This window comes from Sporosarcina saromensis, assembly GCF_033253735.1.
GTDB lineage: Bacteria > Bacillota > Bacilli > Bacillales_A > Planococcaceae > Sporosarcina > Sporosarcina saromensis.
In genome coordinates this window covers 55,463-77,776 of sequence record NZ_JAUBDI010000011.1, presented here as the reverse complement: position 1 = coordinate 77,776, position 22,314 = coordinate 55,463, and the positions used below count along the sequence as shown (strand labels likewise).

The window sequence follows — 22,314 nt, the reverse complement described above, 5'->3', positions numbered from 1 at the left end:
CTCTCTATTTCATTCTACGTAAGCATGAGAATACCGTTATTCTGCTACAGTGGCAAGCTGTTTGTTCAGTTCTGCGAGTCGTTCTTCCATCGTGGCAAGGCGGGCTTCAGCTTTATGGACGGAGTCCGCGTTTCCGGTAGATTCCAATTTTTCAATATCCCCTTGAAGGTTCGTATACTCCATTTTCAGTTCTGCAATTGCTGCTTCCAGTTGTCTTTTATTCATGAGGAAAACCTCCACTGTTTTCCTTCAGTGTAGCATATCCGTCAGTGCTTTTCCGCTCGCACCGCGTTTCGGGTATTCAAGTAAATAGAGAATGGTTTCCAACACTTTGTCTTTGCCATTCCCTAAATTGAGTGCAAGCTGTCGATCAATTGAACGTTTCCGCAAGGATTCGTGCAATAAAGGCTCCATAATTGCGTTTAGCAAATTGGATTGTTTCACTTTTCGACCGAGTCCTAAGTGAGAAAAGCCATGATGCTCTTTCGGAAATGCGAGTCCTAGCTCAAAATCATTTTGGGAAAGGACGATGCAAGGGATGCCCATAACTGCGATTTCGTAAGGTGTATAACCGGAGCCACATAATATGATGTCAGCGGTTGAAAAGATATCCGGTAGATGATAAGGTGCCTGTTGGACAAACGTATTTCTTCTTCCGAGTGCCATCATCTTGAGCGTACTAATGTCGTGTGCATAACGCTCTCCAATCACAAGTGTCACTTTTAGCGGGATATGAAGTTGTGAAACATGGCGCAGTGCACGGTAAGACAAGTTGACTTCGTCTTCCTCGCCGAATGAAATGACGAGGTGAGGGAGCGGGCCGGGCTTTGGCTTGGTCAATCCGGCCTTTTCATAAGTTCGGATTGCGGGATCCGCTATGAACAGTTGGCGATCTACGATGTAATGATCGGCATAGCCATCATTCGCATCTTCCAATAACGTTTGTAAAACGAAATCGGCTTGTAAACCACCATCTCCAAAGTCGTCGAAGTGTAAAATGGAAGGGACGATTTCCCGTATTTTTTCAACTTCCTCTGCGACTGTTGAACCTGTATCACGGATGAGTAAGTCTGGTTTGAGGAGGTGCAACGTTTGTAACAGATTCGTATTTTTGCCAATTTGAATGGCTTTACATTCTTCGGGTGGGGCAGGGGAATTTTCTCCGACAATGAATAACACATCTGCTTGTTGAGAGATCGATTCGGCAAGTACAGCTGCCCTTCTCGCAGGGTACGAACCTTTTCCATCCGTCCACGTAATATGAAATGCGACCACTTTCTTTTTTGAATTTTCGATTGGAATCACCCTTTCTATTCCTATGAATCAATGAAGCTTCTCTTAACCCTATGATTCGTTCAAACAAGTTATGTCCAAATGCGTGGAAAGGGAATGGAAATGTGGTAAACTAACATCTAATCTAGAGGGAAATGGGGTATTTCCATGTTTGATTCTTTATTGTTCGATCTCATGTTTGTCATTCTTATAGGGATGCTTTCCCAATGGGTTGCATGGAAATACCGGATGCCGGCCATCGTTGTCATGGCGGTAGCTGGGCTAATTGTCGGACCGATTTTCGGTTGGATTAATCCACAACAAAGTATGGGGGATTTGTTTGGTCCGATTATTACATTCGCGGTTGCGATCATTCTTTTTGAAGGTAGTTTAAACTTGGATGTCCGTGAAATTAGAGGGTTCAGCAAACCGGTTGGACGAATTGTCACCATCGGAGCGTTCATTGCGTGGATTGCAGGCTCTTTGGCGGCCCATTATTTAGCAGGTCTGTCTTGGGAAGTGGCGTTCATTATCGGTGGATTGTTCATCGTTACTGGACCGACAGTTATTTTGCCGTTGTTGAGACAGGCGAAGTTGAAGCCGCGTGTGGCAGCGATCTTAAAGTGGGAAGGGATTGTCGTCGACCCATTTGGTGCGTTGCTAGCAGTATTTGCTTTCGAATTTATTAAGTTCATTAATAGTGAAGTGACGTTTAACGCGTTGATGCTGTTTTTTGCAGCTTCCGCTTTTGCCGTCTTTCTTGGATGGATTGTCGCGTTGGTTATCGGAAATGCATTTGAGCGTGGGAGCATTCCGGAATATTTAAAAGCGCCGATTCTGTTTGTTGTAGTATTGTTCACCTTTGTTTTCTCAGATGAAATCATGCATGAAACCGGGTTATTAGCCGTTACTGCCATGGGGATGAAAATGGCGAATATGCGTTTGACGACTCTAAACGACGTGCGTCATTTCAAAGAAAATATTTCAGTCCTACTCATATCAGGCATTTTTGTCATGTTGACGGCTTCTCTGAATCCAAAAGTGTTAATAGAAGTTTTCAACCCTTCCATCCTCATTTATGTTGCCGCAATGATTTTTATTGTACGGCCGTTGTCGATATGGCTTTCGACGATTGGCACGGATTTGACGACACGTGAGAAATTGTTGATTGGTTGGATTGCGCCAAGAGGAATTGTCGCCTTGACGGTTTCAGGCTATTTTGCAACGATTCTATTAGAAAACGGTTATGAGGATGCAGAACTTCTCACGGCTCTGACCTTTGCATTAGTGTTATCGACCGTTGTCCTTCACGGTTTTTCCATTGGATTTGTTGCTAAAAAACTGAATTTGACAACGACGGATGAATCAGGTGTGGCAATTGTCGGGGGAAGCCGATTTGCAGCAAAGCTTGCACAGTCCATTAAGGATACGGGTAATGAAGTGCTGCTCATCGATCAGTCGTGGGCGGCATTGGCGGATGCAAGAAAGAGTGGCATCAATAGTTATGTTGGCGATATTTTATCAGAACAGATTGAATACCACATTGACTTGACGCCATACCGATACATGTTGGCGATGACAAAGACGGATGTATATAACGCGCATGTATGTGCAGATTTTGCTCCGGATCTTGGGCGTGATCATTTATTCCAAACAGCCTTCCAAGTAAGTAAGGACGAGGAATTCTTTACGATTACAGGCGGGCAGGCATTATTTAGTCCTGCGATATCCATTTATGATTTGGAAGAACGGATGCATACGGGGCATGTCATTCGAAAAACGTTATTGACGAAGCAATATAGTTATACACAGTATTTGCGTGAACGTGATGACAAAGCGATTTTGTTATACATTTTACGAGCGGACGGTTCGATTGAGTTCTTTACACCGAAAGTGGAATTGCAAGCGTCCGCAGGCGATGCGATTGTCGCATTGACGTCTCCGGCGAAAACGATTGAACGCGTGAAAGAACGTTTGGAAGGTGAAAACGGAGATCGTGAAGTTCCTTATGAAAAACTAGAAGAACTGTTCACCGAGGAACCGACCCAATCCAAACCTGAAATTCCTGGAGCTGCTCCAATTTCAACGATCCAAGCCAAATGAGCGCTGTAACAGTATTGCTCATAGTGTTATGGTACGATTGGAAATGGAGAAACAGCTTTGAGGAGGATGACCATTGAAAGTTTTGTTTGTGGACGGGACCATTATCGGCAACAAAACGGGCGCAGTGCTCGATACGGTCGAAACGTATGTGAAAGAAAGTGGCAGTGCAATAGAAGTTGAGCGGATGAATTTTGCGGATTATGAGCATCAATTCGTAGATGGACGTCCGTCAGCGCAATATAATGCAGATATGCAACGACTCATAAAGAAATTTGAAGAAGCGGATGGATATATCATTGCTACGCCGATCTTCCAAGGATCCATTCCAGGCGTATTAAAAAACGCTTTTGATATGCTACACCCACATGCGATGCGCTACAAACCAGTGTCCATTGTTGCAAATGGTGGAACGTATCAGCATCACCTAGTCGTCGAAAATCAGTTGAAGCCCATTTTAGATTACTTCCGCTGCCTCGTGACGCCGAATTACGTATACACACATGCCGGTCATTTCGATCAAGACAATCGGATTATCGATGAAGATGTACACAACCGTTTACGCGAATTGGTAAGGGTGTTTGAAAAGTATACGGAAATGAGTAAAGGCTTAGCCAACGACATGTTGGATGAAAAATAAGCAATAGGAGACCTGCCGACCTTTCAACAGGAAACGGCAGGTTTTTTCTATTAAACGTAGTAAAGCAAGTAGAGGAGTTGGTCATCTAGCATGCAACAATGACCGAACTCCCGTATAATTGACGTATGTAGAAAGGGGATTTTTTTATGTCCAAATCAGTTGTATTAGCCGAAAAACCCTCAGTCGCCCGCGACATTGCAAGGGTGCTCGGGTGTAATAAAAAAGGAAATGGATTTCTGGAAGGTTCTAACTATATTGTAACGTGGGCACTCGGGCATCTCGTCACGCATGCAGATCCTGAAGGGTACGGCAATGAATATAAAGAGTGGAAATTGGAATTGTTGCCGATCATACCGGAACCGTTCAAATTAACACCGATTCGCCAGACGACAAAGCAATTTAATGCAGTGAAAGCACAATTACGCCGCAATGACGTGTCAAATGTCATCATCGCAACGGATGCCGGGCGTGAAGGCGAATTAGTCGCACGATGGATTTTAGAAATGGCTAAAAATCGAAAGCCGGTGAAACGTCTTTGGATTTCATCCGTAACCGATAAAGCGATTAAAGACGGCTTCAACAATTTAAAAGATGGTCGTGCGTATGAAAACTTGTATGAAGCAGCAGTCGCTCGAGCAGAAGCGGATTGGGTCGTCGGCATTAATGCGACGCGTGCGTTAACGGTGAAATATAATGCACAGTTATCGACAGGACGTGTACAAACCCCGACGTTAAGCATGATTGCGGAACGTGAAAGACAAATCCGAGAGTTCAAACCGAAGTCTTATTATGGCATGCAAGCATTAACGGAAACGACGAAGTTCACATGGGCAGAAAGTACAGGACAGACACAATCTTTCAATAAAGAACTAGTTGTAAAGTTATTGAGTCAATTGGATGGAGTGCATGTCGGAAAGGTAAAGGACGTAAAGACGACGCCGAAGCAACAGCCTGCACCGCCTTTATTCGACTTGACGGAATTGCAAAAAGAAGCTCACCGCAGATGGTCTTGGTCGGCAAAAGAAACATTATCGACATTACAAGGTTTGTATGAACGGCATAAAGCGGTGACATATCCTCGAACAGACTCCAAACATTTGACGACCGATATGGCAGGAACGTTAAAAGAGCGTATTAAAGCGGTGGATGTTGGCGCGTATCGGAAAGCGGTCAATGTGTTGCTGCGTTCGAACAGTGTGAAGCCGCAAAAAGGCGTCATTGACGACAAGCGTGTATCGGATCACCACGCCATCATTCCGACGGAGGAAACGCCGGTACTTCAAAACTTATCCGACAAGGAACAGCGGTTGTACGATTTAATTGTGAAACGTTTCCTTGCCGTATTTTTCGGCCCGTTCCGTTACGACCAAGTGACGGTTGAGCTGGAAGTTGGCGGAGAGACGTTCAAAGCCAAAGGAAGAACGGTGACGGATGAAGGATGGAAGACGGTTTACTCCACAGATGACGAGGAAGAAGAAACGGATCGCTTGCCAGCTTTCAAAGTAGGGGAGGAAATGAAAATCCGTGCTGTGGTCATGACGGATGGCCAAACGAAACCACCAGCCCGTTTCAATGAAGGAACGTTGCTTGCAGCGATGGAAAACCCTGCGCAATTTATGGCAGGAGAATCCAAAGACTTGATTAAAACCCTTGGTGAAACAGGTGGCCTCGGAACCGTTGCGACACGAGCGGACATAATTGAGAAGTTGTTCAGTTCGTTTGTCATTGAGAAAAAAGGAAACGATATTTATACGACTTCTAAAGGAAGACAGTTGTTGGAACTTGTTCCAGAAGACTTGAAATCCCCTGCTTTAACAGCTGAATGGGAACAAAGCTTAACGAAAATTGCGAATGGGAAAATGAAAAAAGCGGTCTTCATGAAAGAGATGATTGCATTTTCAAAGAAAACAGTCCATGAAATCAAAACGGATGAGAAGAAATTCCGTCATGATAATGTGACAGGGAAGATGTGCCCTGATTGCGGCAAACCTTTACTAGAAGTGAATGGAAAACGAGGTAAAATGCTTGTCTGTCAAGATCGAGAATGCGGACACAGACGGAATGTTTCTCAGTTGACGAATGCACGTTGCCCGAATTGTAAAAAGAAACTGGAGTTGCGTGGAGAAGGAGACGGACGTATTTTCGTCTGCAAATGTGGACACCGTGAAAAATTGTCGGCTTTTGAAAAGCGGAGAAACCAATCCGGCGGTAAGAAAGCGGACAAACGTGATGTACAGAAGTTCATGAAAAAGCAGGAAGAACCGACGAATAATGCGATGGCGGATGCGCTGAAAAAACTATTTGAGAAGGAATAAATGCGGCATTTGCTGCCATTGACAGTCATGATTACCTACTTTACGCTTCGATTTTAGCTCTTTTACAGGATACAGTTGTAACTGAAAAATGGATATACTTATCAATAAGCGAATCCTTTAGGAGGTGAGAGAGCATGAATGCCAGTATGCTATTTGCATCGGCCGCGGATCAAGTGCAACGGTACGACGCGACGAAACGCAGACATGCAGAACGAGCGTATGACCGCCAAGCCGAGTACAACGGGCGGCACCAAAAAACAGTGGCGGACTTGGAAGCACTGCTGACAGGAAAAGCGGAGCATTTGGATCGTCGGGATTTTACAAAGCTTGGTGCTGGGCAAGTGAAGCAGGTTGCGATTCCAGTTGGCAAGACGTTGGAAGAAACGATAGACGTGTGGCGGGATGTTAGAAGGGAAGCGATTGCTTCGACAGATCCGACAACGGCAGATTATCAGTTAGCAGCGACGGCTTCAGCCAAAATCATGGATACGGAAGCACGACTTGCGTTGCAAAAGAGGGAACAATCCCAACAAGTTGCAGAAGCAAATCGAGCAAAAGCGGAAACGTTCAAAGTGGCATCCATGGATCTCCCTACCGATCTAGAACGGGAATTGCTTCTTGAACAAAAGCGTTTTGCGAAAGCAATCTCCGCATACGCCATCCAAATGGAAGCGAAGCAAAATCGGTTTATGACTGCATGGCCAAGTTTTTCAAGAAGCGCATAATGTAGATGAAAAAGTAGTAAGATCCCACCTCCCTAGGGAATCTTGCTGCTTTTTTGTATAGAATTCGGACGCCGAGAGCATCTGTCACGTACAATGTAGCAGGAACTGGTAAAGTAAATGGTATCGGAAGTTCGTGGAAGGGGCGTGTGCATATGGGGAAACAGAAGAAAAACGTGAAGACAAATGCTGTCCGTATTTTGGACAATGAAAAAGTGCCGTATGTGTTAATGGAATATGCAGTTGATGATGGATTGGTTGATGGGGTTTCGGTCGCGGAGAAAACGGGGACGTCTAGTGAACTTGTGTACAAAACGTTAGTTTCACGTGCGAGTTTGAAAGAATTATTCGTATTTCTGATCCCGGTCGATGAGGAATTGGACTTAAAAAAGGCAGCGAAAGCGGCAGGTGTGAAAAAACTTGAGATGTTGCCGTTAAAGGATTTAACAAAGGAAACCGGGTATGTACGTGGGGGATGTTCCGCAGTTGGGATGAAAAAGCAGTATCCGACGGTGTTAGATACGACGTCTATGAATTTTGAAGCAATTGTTGTAAGTGCTGGCAAGCCCGGTTTGCAAATGAAAGTGTCGCCGCAGGATCTTGCCCGTGTAGTAGGAGCTACATTTTGCGATCTCACAAAAGGGTAATTTAGGCATGTATTGTGCTAAAACTCCATGATACAATGGTAGAATAGGCTATTTAGAGTTGCGCTGATGTAAGATTATAAGTAGTAGAAAGAAGAATGCATATGAGAAAGATTTTTATGTGGCGGTGGATTTTCTTCCTCGTCGGCATGATGGTCATGTCGCTAGGGATTTCGATGACGATAAAAGGGCAACGGCTCGGGATCGGTCCGTGGGATGTGTTGCATGTCGGGTTGTATCAAAATTTTGGTTTGTCGATCGGTACGTGGGGGATCATTACGGGGTTCCTCATTATTCTTGTGACCGCGGCTGTGTTGAAACAATGGCCGCAAGTCGGGACATGGTTGAATATGGTGTTAATCGGGTTGTTCATTGATTTGTTCAACTGGTTATTACCGGATTTTTCGTCCATGACGGGGCAAGTGAGCATCTTTACGTGTGGTGTGCTTGTGCTCGCATACGGAATTGGCATTTACGTTGCGCCGAACGTTGGAGCAGGGCCGCGTGATAGTTTAATGCTCATTCTTGTCGATAAGTTAGGAATCGGCGTGAAGAAAGTGCGCACTATGATTGAAGTGACGGTTGCCATTGCGGGTTGGTTATTAGGTGGCCCGGTTGGCGTCGGTACGGTCATCATTGCGTTGTTAATTGGTCAAATTGTCCATTATTCGCTTCCGCAATGCAGAAGATTATTGCTGAATATTATTCAAGAAGATGAAAGTGTATTGTTTATTAAGAAGATGGAGAAGGCATAAGTAGATTTGGTGCTGAGTGAGTACGCTAAGAAACCTAGCACGGGACACACTTCCTATATGGACTGTGTCCCTTTTTGTTGTCCGAGTACTCGAGATGTGCAGTAGAAGCTCGCAAAATGAATGGATAGTGAAATGCCATTAATGCGTTCTAATTTGGAGCAAGGATTAATCTGAAGTTAAATAAAATCATTTGATTGAATTGCATTTTTAGTGATAGTAAGCAACTCCGTTGTGGTAAAATATAACAGATGAAAGAAATTTAATCGTTAGTTCATCAACAAGATTGGTAGGTTATTATTGTTAGTAGTCAATGGATATTCTGGCAACACTGGAGTGAGGGACATTTGAAGAATGTAGTAATTGGTGGATTCGTCATGATGGGTGGTTTATTCCTGGCTGCAACCGTGATTATCGCAGGTGCGATCTATGTGCCTGATTCGACTTCGTGGTGGTCTGGTAGGTCAAAGTTTTGGTTTACCATTATAGGCGGAGAGATGTATGGTGAGGATCGGGTAGATTCGTTGTTTTTAGGATTGCCTCTTATTATAGGTTGGGTTTTAGCACTCGTTGGATTAATCATTTTGGGTAGAGAGTACTTTAAAAAAACTTGAAATTATGTTGAGTAAAACGCACAGACGAATTGAGCTGTGCGTTTTTTTGCTGTTGTACTTTTAGTCAATTTAAAAGTCTTTAATTTGTTATCCAAGATTTAATTTATGTAAGACAAGCCGTGCTTTTTTTTATCCGTTAGGCATATGGTAGATGTATGCAAGAAGTCAATCGAAGGGAAAGGATGGTTATCATATACGGAACAATTACCGAATACATGGGGACAGCCTATACAGGACGGGGGATTGCGCATAAATACGACACATTGATTGCCACCGCCGAGCAGACGTTGTTGTTAAAAGCACCACCTACAAATACAGTGTCTGATTTATTGAATGAAGCGACAACGTATTTTATTAAACGAGGATTTGACGTGGACCGTTTTCATAACCCGGTAGATGTCGATCGAATTGACGCCATTTTCATCAGTGCATTCGGGTTATTCATTCTCCAATCATCCCATCCAGTCGCTTTGGAACCGACGGAGTTCGGCGGACGTCATCGTGTCATCAGCTTTTACGATACGTTCGATGAGAACAAACTACAAGCTCAAACAACCGACTTGAAAAAGATTGCAGAGGAATCGGATCTTCAACGAACGAAGCTGCTGCAAGCAATGACAAATGCCATTCACATTCATGAGGAAAAAGAAGCGTTAAATATTCCGAGGGTCATGTGGAAAGAACATGATGAATTGCTTGAATCCTTAAAAGTGGAATTGTTCGGTACGATGAAGTTGCACAAGAAATCGACAGTGGCCCATCGTATCGCAGGCTCACTTGCGCCGGGCGGATCGCGTGATTATTTGCCGTCCATTACGAGCCGAGTGAAAAGGCGTATTCTTATGAAAGGTTTATCGGGTACGGGGAAATCGACGATGTTGAAAACGCTAGGGAAAGAAGCGGAACAACGTGGAATTGACGTTCAGTATGGTTGGTGTGGATTAGATCCGAATAGTGTCGATCTGTTGTTGTTTCCGGAACTTTCGGTTTGTCTGTTCGATGCAACTCTGCCACATGAATATGACCCTGAACGACCAGGCGATGAAATTTTAGACCTTGTTTCGCTCGTTGCTGAAAATGCAGAAGCGGAAGAGGCTGTGCAAGAGATTGAAGGGCGTTACAAGGAAAAAATAATGGACGGTATCGGGTATATGCACGCATTTGCGCAGTCTGAAAGCAAGCTCCGTGACGTTATGGATAAGGCGATTGATCGGAAACGATTCGAAGAGAAAGCGAAGCAGTTTTGGGCATGCATTCATGAGTGAAACGGTTCTTTCAGCGCGTTTTGCTTCCATATGCTAAAATGGGGGCATCACCTGATTGAAAGGAAGATCAATTTGTCCAAAGTTCTCGATACGTATTTACAACAAAATTTACAAGAATTGCGTGACCAAGGATTGTACAATGTTATTGATCCCGTGGAAGGTCCAAATGGTCCTTTTATTAAAATCAAAGGAAAAGATTTAATTAATCTATCCTCCAATAACTATTTAGGTCTGGCGACTGACGAAGATTTGAAAAAACTTGCGATTGCAGCAACTGAAAAATACGGTGTAGGTGCTGGAGCCGTCCGTACGATTAACGGTACACTCGACATTCATATCGAACTCGAAAAGAAACTCGCGGAGTTCAAAGGAACGGAAGCAGCGATTTCATACCAATCCGGTTTCAATTGTAATATGGCTGCGATTTCAGCGGTCATGACAAAACAAGATGCGATTCTTTCAGATGAATTGAACCACGCATCCATTATCGACGGCTGTCGTCTATCTGGTGCAAAAATCATCCGTGTGAAACACCAAGATATGGACGATTTAAGAGCGAAGGCGAAAGAAGCGAAAGAATCCGGTCAATACGGTAAGCTCATGTACATTACAGACGGCGTGTTCTCGATGGATGGCGATATTGCGAAGTTGCCGGAAATCGTGGAAATCGCGAAAGAGTTCGATTTGATCACGTATGTGGATGACGCGCATGGTTCAGGCGTTACCGGTCTAGGAAAAGGGACTGTGAAGCATTTCGGTCTAGAAAAAGAAATCGACTTCCAAATCGGTACGTTATCAAAAGCGATTGGTGTTGTCGGCGGTTATGTAGCAGGTACACAAAACTTAATCGACTGGTTGAAAGTCCGCTCACGTCCGTTTTTATTCTCAACGGCTTTACCGGCAGGCGATGTTGCAGCGATTATGGGCGCATTAGATAAAATCATGGCATCTACGGAACTGCACGATAAGTTATGGGAAAACGGCCGTTATTTGAAGGAAGGGTTGAAAAACCTTGGCTTTGACATCGGTGTTTCCGAAACACCAATTACACCATGCATTATTGGCGAAGAGAAGTTGACACAGCAATTCTCTACACGCTTAATCGAAGAAGGCGTTTACGCAAAATCTATCGTCTTCCCGACAGTTCCAAAAGGCACAGGCCGCGTTCGGAATATGCCGACTGCAGCACACACGAAGGAAATGCTCGATGACGCACTTGCGATATATGAAAAAGTAGGGAAAGAGTTAGGCGTCATTTCATAAAAATATTTTAGCAACTATCGTATCGGCTTTTGTGCTGGTACGGTAGTTTTTTTATTGAATGATGCAGGTGCTATAGATGTTCTTTACATGATTAAAGACATCTGAAGAGAAGGGGACGGAAGTTTCGCGCATAAAGCGACTAGACTCGGAATAAGAGGCTCTCAATTTTCGCCATTATCGTCAATTGGTCGATTGGCTTTGTAACAAAACTAGTCTTTTTTTACTATTTAACGTTACAGGATGATTACTTTTTAGTAAAAAGGGTAATAGATGAGAAGAAATCATGCGAAGAAGGATGATAGTATGCGATATAATGAGAGCATTCAGTTATTGCAGTCGAACGGCAGAGCGGGTGCGTCGATTGTTAAATATAGATATGAAAAGATTAAAAAGACGATGTTGATGATTATAAGAGAAGCCGGTGTTATTTCATTTGAAGAGCTTTCAACAAGAACGTTGAAACGATTAACTCCTTTTGACGGCAATAATCAGTGGTATATGGAAGCGATTGTTATAGATTTGGAAGCGCGTGGACAGTTGGAGTGTCCACTGTTGAACGGTCAATTATTTGTTCGATTCGCTAAATGATAAAAGCAAGCCCTTCGTTGATTGATGGGCTTGCTTTGTGTTTACAAAGTGGTTTATTTAGTTGGAATGTGAACTTCTCTTGCCACTTCATCATGAAAGACTGTTGTGAGTTCACCGTTAGGAAGTTCGAGGTCATATTGCGTCTGTTCATTCGGTCGAACCGCGACAATGAGGCAACGGGTGCCATCTTTTAATTCGACAAATGTCTCTTCCACAAAGTCCATTTCTCACACCTCCTTCGTTGAAAATGTCCTCTCAGCTACTCTCTTCAACGTATAGTGCAAAACATGCCTTTGCATGCCGACAGCTTGTTTTGTCGCCATCGCCATCTCTTTCTCAAAAACCTCTCTCTTCTTTTGCTTTGCTGCAATGATCCCTTTCAATGAATGTACCATCCACGGGGTACCAAGCTTGGCCAAACATTCAGAAGCTCTTTCCAGATTGTTATTCATAGTATACCCGATTCCGCTATAATAATTCCGATAAGCAGGGTCTTCCATTGTTTTTGAAAACTCCACGAGATTTCTCCACTCTTTCTGGTGGAAATATAAATTTGCTTTGTACACTTGTTGCACTTCTGCATTTGCATAGGCTTTTAGCACACGCTGTAAAGAAGTAATAACTTCCTCGTCCGTTCCATGAGCGAGTGCATAAGCATATCCAAAAATCGGTTTACTGCGATGGTTTGTCAAATACCGGTTAATCAGTTTCAAATTGCGGGATTTGTATATGATATAGAATGGGTAACCCATCGTTAAGACGAACGTGAAAATCATGATGATTGTAAAAACGAGCCATGGCTGTAACCCCGCCATGTATAAAGACAAAGCGAGCAGGACGCTGATGACAATAACAATTATGTAATTAACGTATTTACTAAACATGATGCACCTCAATGTTTTTCTTTAGTATAACAGAAAAATGAGAGGAAAAGATTTCTAACTGAAACAGGTAGTTGTTTTTCAGAAAAGAACATAATATAATCGTAATGTATTGATAATAAAGAGTTTTTACTACTTAGAATAATTTGTGTCCTTTCCATAAATACATTTGATCTTTAGGAGGAGTATGTGTTGAAGAAAATAATTGTTACGGGTGCACTTGGCCAGATTGGTTCCGAATTAATTGGTAAACTACAAAATGAATATGGCGAAAATAATGTTTTGTCGACAGATATTCGTAAACCTGAACATCCGATTGCGGGTCCATTTGAAGTGCTAGATGTGACAGACGGTAAGAAAATGCATGATTTGGCAAAGGATTTTGGTGCAGATACGATTATGCACATGGCTGCTTTGTTATCGGCAACAGCAGAAAAAAATCCTATGTTTGCATGGAATTTGAATATGGGAGGACTTCTTAATGCACTGGAAGTTGCTCGTGAATTAAACATGCAATTTTTCACGCCAAGTTCAATCGGTGCATTTGGGCCGTCTACACCGAAAGTGAATACGTCGCAAGATACGTTGCAACGTCCGACGACCATGTATGGTGTCAATAAAGTATCAGGTGAGCTATTATGTGACTACTATTTCAGCCGTTTCGGCATCGATACAAGAGGTGTGCGCTTCCCTGGACTCATCTCGTATGTCGCACAACCAGGTGGCGGAACGACAGACTATGCGGTAGATATTTACTACAAAGCGATCGAAGAAGGGAAGTACGAGTCCTTCATTGCAGCAGGTACATACATGGATATGATGTATATGCCGGATGCACTGCAAGCAATCGTTGACTTAATGGAAGCCGACCCAGCGAAATTGGTGCACCGCAATGCATTTAACGTAACGGCAATGAGCTTTGAACCGAGCCAAATTGCAGCGTCCATTCAAAAGCATATTCCGGACTTTACACTATCGTATAATGTCGATCCTGCTCGTCAAGCAATCGCTGACAGTTGGCCGGACAGCATCGATCCTTCAGCAGCTGTGGCGGAGTGGGGCTTTAAAGCACAATATGATTTGGACGCAATGACCGCTGACATGCTTGAAAAGTTAAAGGTGAAGTTACAACGATAAGCGTATATAGGAAAACCGTTGATTCGACTTGGGATTGACGGTTTTTTGTCGTTGTTTGATGAAATAAACGATTTAAGTAATAAAAAGCTGTCCTCTTACGGAGAGTAGTCGATGATCGAGTATTTTTTAGTTGGAGGTTAGCAGTTTTCAATTTTATTGTAACGAAATGTCTTAAATCTCCGTCTACTGAATAAGGAGGCGGATTTCATGAAGAAACGGAGGATGTTCTTCTTCGGTGTAATTTTATTCGTACTAACGGGTTGCCAGCCATCTGCTTTTGGTGGTGAAAGTATAATTGAATGGGTGGATTTTATTAAACTCCAAGGAATAGAATACAATGGAATTTATTCTGGGGTTTTAGCAGACGAACACGATATTGGAGAAAAAATTGGAACGGTTAACTTTAGAGTGGCAGATAACGTAACAAATGCAAACTATAAAATCAAAGATGGCGATGCTGCATTTCATGAAAAGGGAACTGAGATTTTTCAAGTCAAGGATCAACCGCATTTAATCGCAGTAAAGGATGCTCATGCCATAAATGGATACCAAGTATACTTTTCAAGAGATGACCTTGACTATCAGTGGCATTTTAAAGATATGCCCATTGAAAAGGTTAAGTTAATTGAGATTTATCAAAGTGTCCCGGCAGAGAAGGATACATTAATTGCTAAATTGACTAAGAGCGAAGACGTCAATACCTTCCTTCAACTACTAGTGGAGAGTGAAGAAAATCCTAACTTCCAGCCGAATAGTGAAAAAGGGGATCCTCTTTTTTACGAAATGGTTTTCTATACGGAAGATCCAATTGCTTATAAATTTACCATGCAGTTCGACGGAAACACCTATTATTGGTATCCTTGGGACACATCTATCTTGTCTGATGAGATTCAATTATTCATGAATGGAAACTAAATTCTGTTTTAGTAATCGCTTTACGGAAGTTAGGAATCTGTTCTGCCACAACTAATGAGTCGTAATTTGGAGGAACGAAAATGTACATTAAGACTGATCGATTGTTAATAATTCCTTGTACGGAAGAAAGCTATAAGGATTTAGCAGATACGTATAAAATGGGGCCGCATGTCGAGATGCATTTAGAAGAGTTGAAAACTGATTGTCATGCTAAAGGTTGGGGTGTGTGGTTTGTCATTCACAGTGAGAGCGACATCGTGATTGGGGATGTTGGCTTCAAGGGGAAACCAAACCATCAAACTGTAGAAATAGGATATGGCATACAGTCGGATTTTCAAAATCAAGGTTTTGCAACGGAGGCGGTAAATGCTATTAAGAATTGGGCTTTTGCTTCCAATCAAGTGACTAAAATCATTGCAGAATGTGCGACGGAAAATGCAGCGTCAATGAGAGTACTTGAAAAGATCGGGATGAGCAGAACCTCTTCAACGGACAACTATATTTATTGGCAAGTGGAATTTGCAGAATAAATAAAATGTGTACTTGTAGATAAATTTAATTAGTTTTATTACAATGTAATATATTGATCATAACTACTAATTTTAGTAACAAAGCATAGGAGATGTATTTTTGAAGTATGTTATTTATGGAATCATTTTTGTTTGTATCATTCCTGTTCTTGCCTTTTTCCTCATCTCTAAAGAGTTCACGTTGTATCTCTTAGTATGTTTGTTGATTCTTCTCGCCATCATTTTTGTAATTAATCGGATTGGTACGAATAAGTGAGTTAAATGCTTTTTCAATGAATTGAATGGGGGTATGTAATGTGGGTTTATTACTAAGGATCATCATGTCATTCTCAATCATTCTACTATTCATTTCTTTATTCTACGCGGTCATTAATCGTTCTTGGTCAGCCATGTTCGTGTGTTTAATTGCGAGTCTGCCGATATCGTTGTACTTAGCCAGCGTGAGTCCGCCGTTATCTTATTTAGGATTGGTACCGGTGCTTTTCTTAATTCTCATGATTGGTTATCGAGTGAAGTTTAGAAGTAATGAAGTTCAATAATTAGCGACTCTTGTTGCGAAAGAAAGTTCGTAATTAACGATTTGGAGAGAGCTTATGAAAATTATTCCGTATCTATTATTGGGTATCTTTATCAGCGCTGTGCTTTTTATTATTTTAAATATTTCCTCAAATCTAACGGGTGCTATTTTCAGTTTAACCGTACCTATTGGAATTATTATAGGTATGCAAATCGCTATATACAAAAAGTTGCAAGATAAGTAAATAAGGTTATGTAATAGAGGGAGAAAGGGATTGAGCGGTTTGCCGTTCAGTTCCTTTTTTGCATTTATTGAAATGCAAACTTCGCAAAGTAGTAGCTTTTCAATTGAGACAAGGAGGCTATCGATCGGATAAACTAACTTATCGATCAAGTTCACAATTTATTCGATTGAATCCGCCGACTTATCGATCAAGTTCACAAAGTTATCGATCGAATTCACAAAGTTATCGCCATTTCGGGACCTTTGACGCACCACAAACACCCTCAACCCAAACAAAAAACCACCATATCTCAAACAGATACGGTGGTTTTGAAATTACAAATTAAAATAACAGATGTGCCACGCCGGCTACGATTGGTAGGGCGATGAGCGTACGTAATAAGAAAATGATGATCAGGTCTAAAATGTTCAGTGGTATTTTTGTTCCGAGGATCAAGCCACCGACTTCAGACATGTAAATGAGTTGTACGACCGAAATCGTAGCGATTGTAAACAACGTAATCGGGGACGTGATGACACCGTCTGCGAGGATTACAGGTAAGAACATATCTGCAAATCCGACGACCATTGTTTGTGCAGCTTCTGCAGCTTCTGGAATACCGAGTACAGCTAAAATCGGTTCGAACGGCTTTCCTAAAATGGTGAACACGCTTGTATATTCAGCTAGAACAAGGGCGATTGTACCGAACGCCATAACGACTGGCGCAACACCGATCCACATATCGAGCACGTTTTTCATGCCGTCTGTGAAGATTTTGCCGATGGAACGATTTTTTGAAGCTGTGTCTAGCGCATACTCCAACCCGTGGCTGAAAACGTTGTACCCTGCAGGTAACTTTTCGTCTGAACCTGTAAACTTTCGACCGTCGATATACTCGGTCTTTTTACCGCGCAACGGATAAATCCGTGGCATGATTAATGCCAAGATGATACCGGTTAAAATAACAGTTGCATAGAACGGTAGGAAATATTGCGACATGCCAACTGTATCGATAATAACGAGTGAGAACGTAATCGAAACGACTGAAAACGTCGTAGCGATAATCGCTGCTTCACGTTGCGTGTAGTGACCTTCTTCATATTGTTTGCTTGTCAATAAAACCCCGATTGTTCCATCGCCAATCCATGAAGCGAGTGCATCGATGGAAGAGCGGCCTGGCAAATTGAACAATGGACGCATTATTTTCACCATCATTGTGCCGAAAAACTCTAGTAAACCGAAGTTTAATAGAAGTGGTAAAAGCAAGCCGGCAAATAAGAAAATCGTGAATAAGAATGATACAAGACCATCTGGTGCCAGTAGCAAGCCGCCTGTGTTTTCATTCCAGATGGCTTCCGGTCCGACTTGGAACGTTACCATGATGGCGAAAATTGCCCCGACAAGACGTGTGATGGCCCAAAATGGTGTCACTTTGAATAAGGATTCCATGAGCGACGGTTTTGAACTGGACCGCGGGACGAATAGAAATACTAAAGAACCGATTGCCGCGATACTAATCAAAATCATTGCAGCCATTGGCATTGCAGGTTCTACCCAACCGGAAAGAATCGCTGCAAATTTTGCGATTGGCACTTTCCATTCGTCTCCGAATTTTAGAGGAATCATGAACAAGATAATGCCGAGTATTGATGGTACTAAAAAGTAAAGCCATGTCGATGTGCTATGCTTTTTCACGCTGTTTCTCCCCTTTGTGAATAAACTATCAATTTTCTTGTATAATTATACATTTTAACTGCATGAAGACCTAATGTAAATATCGTATCACAATGTTGTAGTTTTCTGTATTCATTTTTAAAGAATAAAACAAAGCCCTGTCAACAATGCAGACAGGGCTTTGTTTGGGTTCATTCAAAATCGCGATCCCACTGATACGTATAGAAGCGTTCGTAGTGTAGCCATTTCATCGCTTCAGGATCCTTTTCAGCTAAACGCTTTTCCATATCGCGCATCATCCAGACGGTTTGGGAAGCGTGCGCATTCAACGTCGCAAGTTTCTTTTGTGCAGCACCTTCTATGTGATGAACGATATCCGGTTGTCCAATGACGTCGACCGTATTGTGTGCAAAGGCGATCGTATACAACGTTGGCCGCTCGTCTTCAGGCATCCGACGAATTGCACGGACGACTGCGCGCGCTGTAGCATCATGATCCGGATGGACGGCCAATCCTGGATAAAATGAAATGACGAGCGATGGATTTGTGTCTTCAATTAAGTCTGTAATGAGTTTAATCATCTTTTCGTCGTCTTCAAATTCAAGTGTCTTATCACGCAAACCCATCATCCGTAAATCGGTAAGGCCCATTGCAGCGGCTGCGTTTTGCAGTTCCTGTTTACGAACTTGTGGCAATGTTTCGCGGTTTGCGAATGGGGGATTGCCCAAATTTCTCCCCATTTCCCCTAGTGTCAAGCATGCGTAAGTAACCGGCACGCCCATCTCGATGTAGGTGGAAATGGTACCCGATACGCCGAAAGCTTCATCGTCTGGATGTGGGAAAATGACGAGTACGTGTCGTTCTTTTTTTATCATCGAAAAGCCTCCTTAGCTTACCATTGCTACAACTTAATATGTAAACGGTGTTTCACTAATTTCAAGAGCGACTGCCAATTTTCCGTCGGGATCCAAGCCTGCCATGAGGAGACGGTCGTGCTCGTCGACTGTGTAATGCGTGATGCCTTGCGCATAAATCCAACCGGAAGGCAATTTCAAGCCGATGCGATGTGGCGAATCACCAGCCACTTTTCCGAGCTCATATTTCACAACAACGTTCCGGATAAAGGCACCAGCATTAAAAAAACCTTCTTTGAAATGCGTTGCGTAAGCGCCGTTCGTCGTTTCAAGATGGATGTACACATCTTTATTCGCATAGGAATTAAGCAATTCCTGTAAATGCGCGGGTTGAACTTTTTCCATGCAGAATCCTCCTTCGTGCAAACTATCAATGGTTTAAGTATATAGAAAACGATGATTGAATGCGATTGACGTGCTTGAAGGGGGAGTCTTCATCATCAAGAGGGTGGACATAGCAGAAAGGTGGCGAGCGGTAGTGGGATATACATGGTATAAATGCTGGTGCCGATGAAACGGCCAGTGCAGTTTCGGAGTGAATCGCCTAAAAAAACTAGATGCCCGCGTTACTTAAGGGCACCTAGCCAATCCAGACGATTAGATCGTTGTTGTCGTAATGTCTGATGCACCGAATCGATTTTTCGCACCGTGCATGACAGGGCCAACATACGCATTCAGCTGCCAGCCGTTAGCGATCGCTGCAGAGACGAAACGCTTTGCTTCAATGACCGCTTCCTTGACGGCAAGTCCATTCGCAAGGTTCGCGGTAATCGCTGCTGCAAACGTACATCCGGCTCCATGGTTATACGGCGTCGCTGTTTTTTCTGCTTCCAATAAGGTGAATGTCTCGCCGTCATAAAACAGATCGGCGGCTTTGTCGTGATCCAATTGTTTCCCGCCTTTTATGACAACATTGCGTGCTCCTAATGAATGAATTTTTTTGGCAACTGATTTCATCTGTTCAATCGTTGTCGGGGTTTTCATGCTCGCCAATTGGCCTGCTTCAAACAGGTTTGGCGTGACAATCTCTGCATGAGGAAGTAAGTATTCCACCATGGCATCGACCGTACCAGGGTTCAACACTTCGTCATCTCCTTTACAGACCATCACCGGATCAATGACGACATGATCAAGTCCTGATGCCGTAATTGCTTCGCCTGCCGTCCGAATGACTTCTTCCGTGCTCAACATGCCTGTTTTAATGGCGTCAATGCCTGTCGAAAGTGCCGTTTTTAGTTGTGCTTGCAACACGTCAATTGGAAGGGAGTAGACTCCGTGATTCCAATGATTGTCGGGATCCATCGTCACGACGACTGTCAAAGCGGTCATGCCATACGTGCCATGCTCTTGGAATGTCTTCAGGTCGGCCTGAATGCCAGCTCCTCCCGATGTATCTGAACCTGCAATCGTCAACGTCTTTTTCATCGTCATTGTTGTGATTCCCCTTCGTGTTGGATTAAAATCTTTCCTTTCATAGTAAGGAAGAAAAACGTAAAATACAATTAACGGGAATTGAAAATAGTGATGCTAACGTAAAGCAGCTGTGCGGTGCGTTCGAAGTAGAGCTCCAGTGCCCGTGGTAGACCGTTTTGTGACCTAAGTTGGCCAGTCCCGCATCCAAACCGGGACGTCTCTAACTCAAAGCCGTTCATCACAGGCCTCAGATAAATTACTAAGTGATTCTCCCGCAACTAAACCGGTTACCTTGCAATAAAAAACAATTTGGCAAGGAGTTGTCACAGATGTATAGTTTGCCAGGAAACTTTTTCATAAGCCAAACGTACAACTTAGTAGAATAGACTCGAAGTGTAACGGATTGTGTCGAAGGAAGGTGAGTGAAAGTATGGGAGATCAGAAAAAAATACAAGAAATCGAGAAACTGTTAAAAGAATTGAAAGCGGCAGAATCGGAAAGTGCTGTCACAGTGGAGGAAGCAATGGGCAGAAGGAAGAGTTTCTGGCGCATCGGCAAACTTTTTCTATCGTTCAAGCTATGGAAGCGTTCGTTTATCCTCATGGCGGTCTTGGCTATCCTGCTAGTTATCGCGATCCCGTTCGTCACATTTTATGTATTAAAACAAGGAAGCACGTTCACCGAAGAAAAAGGCGTCTTCGTGGAACAAATACAGGATTTAAATGAAATGGCAACCGCCGAGGCGTTTACAAAAGTAATTGTCGAGCGGTCGGACAATCAATTGTTCGGGCAAAGTATCGGCATGAATGTACCTGGAACAAAACGGCAACTACTTGTCGTCATACCAGGCTCCGTAAAGGCGGGCGTCGATTTATCCGGCGTAACTGAAAACGATATTGTCATCGATGACGAGAAGAAAACAGCCAACCTAACGTTACCAGCAGCTCAATTTTTAGGCGGTGCAGAAATCTATTTTGAAGACGTTGAGATCTATTCGTATGAAGGGGTGTTCCGCGAAAAAGCGGACATTGACGAAGCATATGATCTAGCAGCAGAAGCGAAGACGCTCATTTTGGAAGAAGCGACAGGACAAGGTGTGTTAAAAACCGCGCAGTTCAATGCAGAAAAGACCTTAAAGGAAATGTTTTCATTCGCTGGCTATGACGTGACGATTGAGTTCAAGGAGACTGAGAAGCATGGTGAATAAAGTGTTTGGCAACGACTGGGATGACGTATTGCAAGAAGAATTCACAAAACCCTACTTTGCTAACCTGCAGCAATACCTTGCGGATGAATATGAAAATGAAACAGTCTATCCAACTAGGGAAGACGTATGGACTGCTTTTAAACTGACCCCATTCCATAAAGTGCAAGTCGTCATACTTGGACAAGATCCGTACCACGGGCCAGGACAAGCACATGGACTCAGTTTTTCCGTCAAGCCGGATGTCAAATTCCCACCGAGTCTCCGTAATATTTTTAAAGAATTGCAGGCGGATATTGGTTGTGGTGTTCCTCCGACCGGTACGTTGACAGGCTGGGCAAAACAAGGTGTACTTATGCTCAATACCGTTCTGACCGTCCGAGAAGGAGAAGCGCATTCTCATCGAAAACAAGGGTGGGAGACTTTCACGGATGAAGTCATTCGTCGCTTAGCCATGCGCGAAGAACCGGTAGTTTTTATATTGTGGGGGCGTCCTGCTCAGGAGAAAAGGAAATTAATAGACCTCTCGAACAACGCTATTGTGGAATCGGTCCATCCAAGCCCCTTGAGTGCAAGCCGAGGGTTTTTTGGCAGTCGTCCATTTTCGAAAACAAATGCGATTTTACAAGCTTGGAATGTTCGCCCAATTGAGTGGTGTAAGACAGATGCGGGAATTTGATGGGAATGAATGACCCTTAGTTTTTGTGAACTGTAGAGACTCGACAAGCGAA

25 protein-coding genes are annotated in these 22,314 nt (G+C 43.1%); 17 read left to right on the top strand and 8 right to left on the bottom strand.

Annotation, left to right across the window (positions count from 1 at the left end; genetic code table 11):
• Positions 1-36 precede the first annotated feature (36 nt).
• Complete coding sequence (locus tag QT711_RS12255) at positions 37-225, bottom strand: SE1832 family protein (RefSeq protein ID WP_317944648.1); 189 nt, start codon at positions 223-225, stop codon at positions 37-39.
• 24 nt (positions 226-249) lie between these two features.
• The gene (locus QT711_RS12250) at positions 250-1,305 is read right to left on the bottom strand and encodes a PseG/SpsG family protein (protein WP_317944646.1); all 1,056 of its coding nucleotides are present in this window, start codon (positions 1,303-1,305) and stop codon (positions 250-252) included.
• A gap of 135 nt (positions 1,306-1,440) precedes the next feature.
• Here QT711_RS12250 and QT711_RS12245 point away from each other — a divergent pair, with 135 nt between their 5' ends.
• From QT711_RS12245 to QT711_RS12200, 10 genes are all read left to right on the top strand, one after another.
• A complete protein-coding gene (locus QT711_RS12245; RefSeq protein ID WP_317944644.1) occupies positions 1,441-3,375 on the top strand; it encodes a cation:proton antiporter in 1,935 nt (644 codons plus the stop codon).
• 73 nt (positions 3,376-3,448) lie between these two features.
• A complete protein-coding gene (locus QT711_RS12240) occupies positions 3,449-4,012 on the top strand; it encodes an NADPH-dependent FMN reductase (protein ID WP_317944642.1) in 564 nt (187 codons plus the stop codon).
• 146 nt (positions 4,013-4,158) lie between these two features.
• Complete coding sequence (locus QT711_RS12235) at positions 4,159-6,327, top strand: DNA topoisomerase III (RefSeq protein WP_317944641.1); 2,169 nt, start codon at positions 4,159-4,161, stop codon at positions 6,325-6,327.
• 134 nt (positions 6,328-6,461) lie between these two features.
• A complete protein-coding gene (locus QT711_RS12230; RefSeq protein ID WP_317944639.1) occupies positions 6,462-7,052 on the top strand; it encodes a hypothetical protein in 591 nt (196 codons plus the stop codon).
• Positions 7,053-7,204: 152 nt separating this feature from the next.
• Positions 7,205-7,696, top strand: a complete 492-nt coding sequence (gene ybaK, locus QT711_RS12225; protein ID WP_317944726.1) for a Cys-tRNA(Pro) deacylase — start codon at positions 7,205-7,207, stop codon at positions 7,694-7,696.
• A 101-nt stretch (positions 7,697-7,797) separates the two neighbouring features.
• On the top strand, positions 7,798-8,448 hold the full coding sequence (locus QT711_RS12220; protein WP_317944637.1) for a YczE/YyaS/YitT family protein: 651 nt from the start codon (positions 7,798-7,800) through the stop codon (positions 8,446-8,448).
• A 344-nt stretch (positions 8,449-8,792) separates the two neighbouring features.
• Complete coding sequence (locus QT711_RS12215) at positions 8,793-9,059, top strand: hypothetical protein (RefSeq protein WP_317944636.1); 267 nt, start codon at positions 8,793-8,795, stop codon at positions 9,057-9,059.
• A gap of 155 nt (positions 9,060-9,214) precedes the next feature.
• Positions 9,215-10,324 carry a hypothetical protein gene (locus QT711_RS12210; protein WP_317944635.1) on the top strand — a complete coding sequence of 370 codons (1,110 nt, stop codon included), beginning with the start codon at positions 9,215-9,217 and terminating at the stop codon, positions 10,322-10,324.
• Positions 10,325-10,396: 72 nt separating this feature from the next.
• On the top strand, positions 10,397-11,587 hold the full coding sequence (locus tag QT711_RS12205) for a glycine C-acetyltransferase (RefSeq protein ID WP_317944634.1): 1,191 nt from the start codon (positions 10,397-10,399) through the stop codon (positions 11,585-11,587).
• Between the two features lie 303 nt (positions 11,588-11,890).
• The gene (locus tag QT711_RS12200; protein ID WP_317944632.1) at positions 11,891-12,175 is read left to right on the top strand and encodes a DUF6958 family protein; all 285 of its coding nucleotides are present in this window, start codon (positions 11,891-11,893) and stop codon (positions 12,173-12,175) included.
• A 53-nt stretch (positions 12,176-12,228) separates the two neighbouring features.
• On the opposite strand, the gene QT711_RS12195 is transcribed toward QT711_RS12200, so the two are convergent.
• Both QT711_RS12195 and QT711_RS12190 read right to left on the bottom strand, forming a co-directional pair.
• Positions 12,229-12,399, bottom strand: coding sequence for a hypothetical protein (locus tag QT711_RS12195; RefSeq protein WP_317944630.1), 171 nt, complete (start codon positions 12,397-12,399; stop codon positions 12,229-12,231).
• A 3-nt stretch (positions 12,400-12,402) separates the two neighbouring features.
• Entirely contained in the window at positions 12,403-13,059 is a 657-nt protein-coding gene (locus QT711_RS12190) for a hypothetical protein (RefSeq protein WP_317944628.1), read from the bottom strand.
• Positions 13,060-13,248: 189 nt separating this feature from the next.
• Here QT711_RS12190 and QT711_RS12185 point away from each other — a divergent pair, with 189 nt between their 5' ends.
• From QT711_RS12185 to QT711_RS12165, 5 genes are all read left to right on the top strand, one after another.
• Entirely contained in the window at positions 13,249-14,193 is a 945-nt protein-coding gene (locus QT711_RS12185; protein WP_317944626.1) for an L-threonine 3-dehydrogenase, read from the top strand.
• A gap of 207 nt (positions 14,194-14,400) precedes the next feature.
• Positions 14,401-15,108, top strand: coding sequence for a hypothetical protein (locus QT711_RS12180; RefSeq protein ID WP_317944625.1), 708 nt, complete (start codon positions 14,401-14,403; stop codon positions 15,106-15,108).
• Positions 15,109-15,188: 80 nt separating this feature from the next.
• Positions 15,189-15,638 (top strand): GNAT family N-acetyltransferase, encoded by a 450-nt coding sequence (locus tag QT711_RS12175; protein WP_317944624.1) that lies wholly within the window; start codon positions 15,189-15,191, stop codon positions 15,636-15,638.
• Between the two features lie 100 nt (positions 15,639-15,738).
• Entirely contained in the window at positions 15,739-15,894 is a 156-nt protein-coding gene (locus QT711_RS12170; RefSeq protein ID WP_317944623.1) for a hypothetical protein, read from the top strand.
• A 40-nt stretch (positions 15,895-15,934) separates the two neighbouring features.
• Complete coding sequence (locus tag QT711_RS12165) at positions 15,935-16,177, top strand: hypothetical protein (RefSeq protein WP_317944622.1); 243 nt, start codon at positions 15,935-15,937, stop codon at positions 16,175-16,177.
• 543 nt (positions 16,178-16,720) lie between these two features.
• Here QT711_RS12165 and QT711_RS12160 read toward each other — a convergent pair.
• The 4 genes from QT711_RS12160 to thiD form a co-directional block, all read right to left on the bottom strand.
• On the bottom strand, positions 16,721-18,073 hold the full coding sequence (locus QT711_RS12160) for a YjiH family protein (protein ID WP_317944620.1): 1,353 nt from the start codon (positions 18,071-18,073) through the stop codon (positions 16,721-16,723).
• Positions 18,074-18,243: 170 nt separating this feature from the next.
• Positions 18,244-18,927 (bottom strand): bacillithiol biosynthesis deacetylase BshB2, encoded by a 684-nt coding sequence (gene bshB2, locus QT711_RS12155; protein WP_317944618.1) that lies wholly within the window; start codon positions 18,925-18,927, stop codon positions 18,244-18,246.
• Between the two features lie 33 nt (positions 18,928-18,960).
• Positions 18,961-19,311, bottom strand: a complete 351-nt coding sequence (locus QT711_RS12150; protein ID WP_317944616.1) for a YojF family protein — start codon at positions 19,309-19,311, stop codon at positions 18,961-18,963.
• Between the two features lie 252 nt (positions 19,312-19,563).
• Positions 19,564-20,397 carry a bifunctional hydroxymethylpyrimidine kinase/phosphomethylpyrimidine kinase gene (gene thiD / locus QT711_RS12145; RefSeq protein ID WP_317944614.1) on the bottom strand — a complete coding sequence of 278 codons (834 nt, stop codon included), beginning with the start codon at positions 20,395-20,397 and terminating at the stop codon, positions 19,564-19,566.
• A gap of 412 nt (positions 20,398-20,809) precedes the next feature.
• Between thiD and QT711_RS12140 the strand changes: the two genes are divergently transcribed.
• Entirely contained in the window at positions 20,810-21,586 is a 777-nt protein-coding gene (locus tag QT711_RS12140) for a DUF4230 domain-containing protein (RefSeq protein WP_317944612.1), read from the top strand.
• Positions 21,576-22,262, top strand: a complete 687-nt coding sequence (locus tag QT711_RS12135; protein WP_317944610.1) for a uracil-DNA glycosylase — start codon at positions 21,576-21,578, stop codon at positions 22,260-22,262. The genes QT711_RS12140 and QT711_RS12135 overlap by 11 nt, the downstream gene beginning before the upstream one ends.
• The last annotated feature ends 52 nt before the right edge of the window (positions 22,263-22,314 follow it).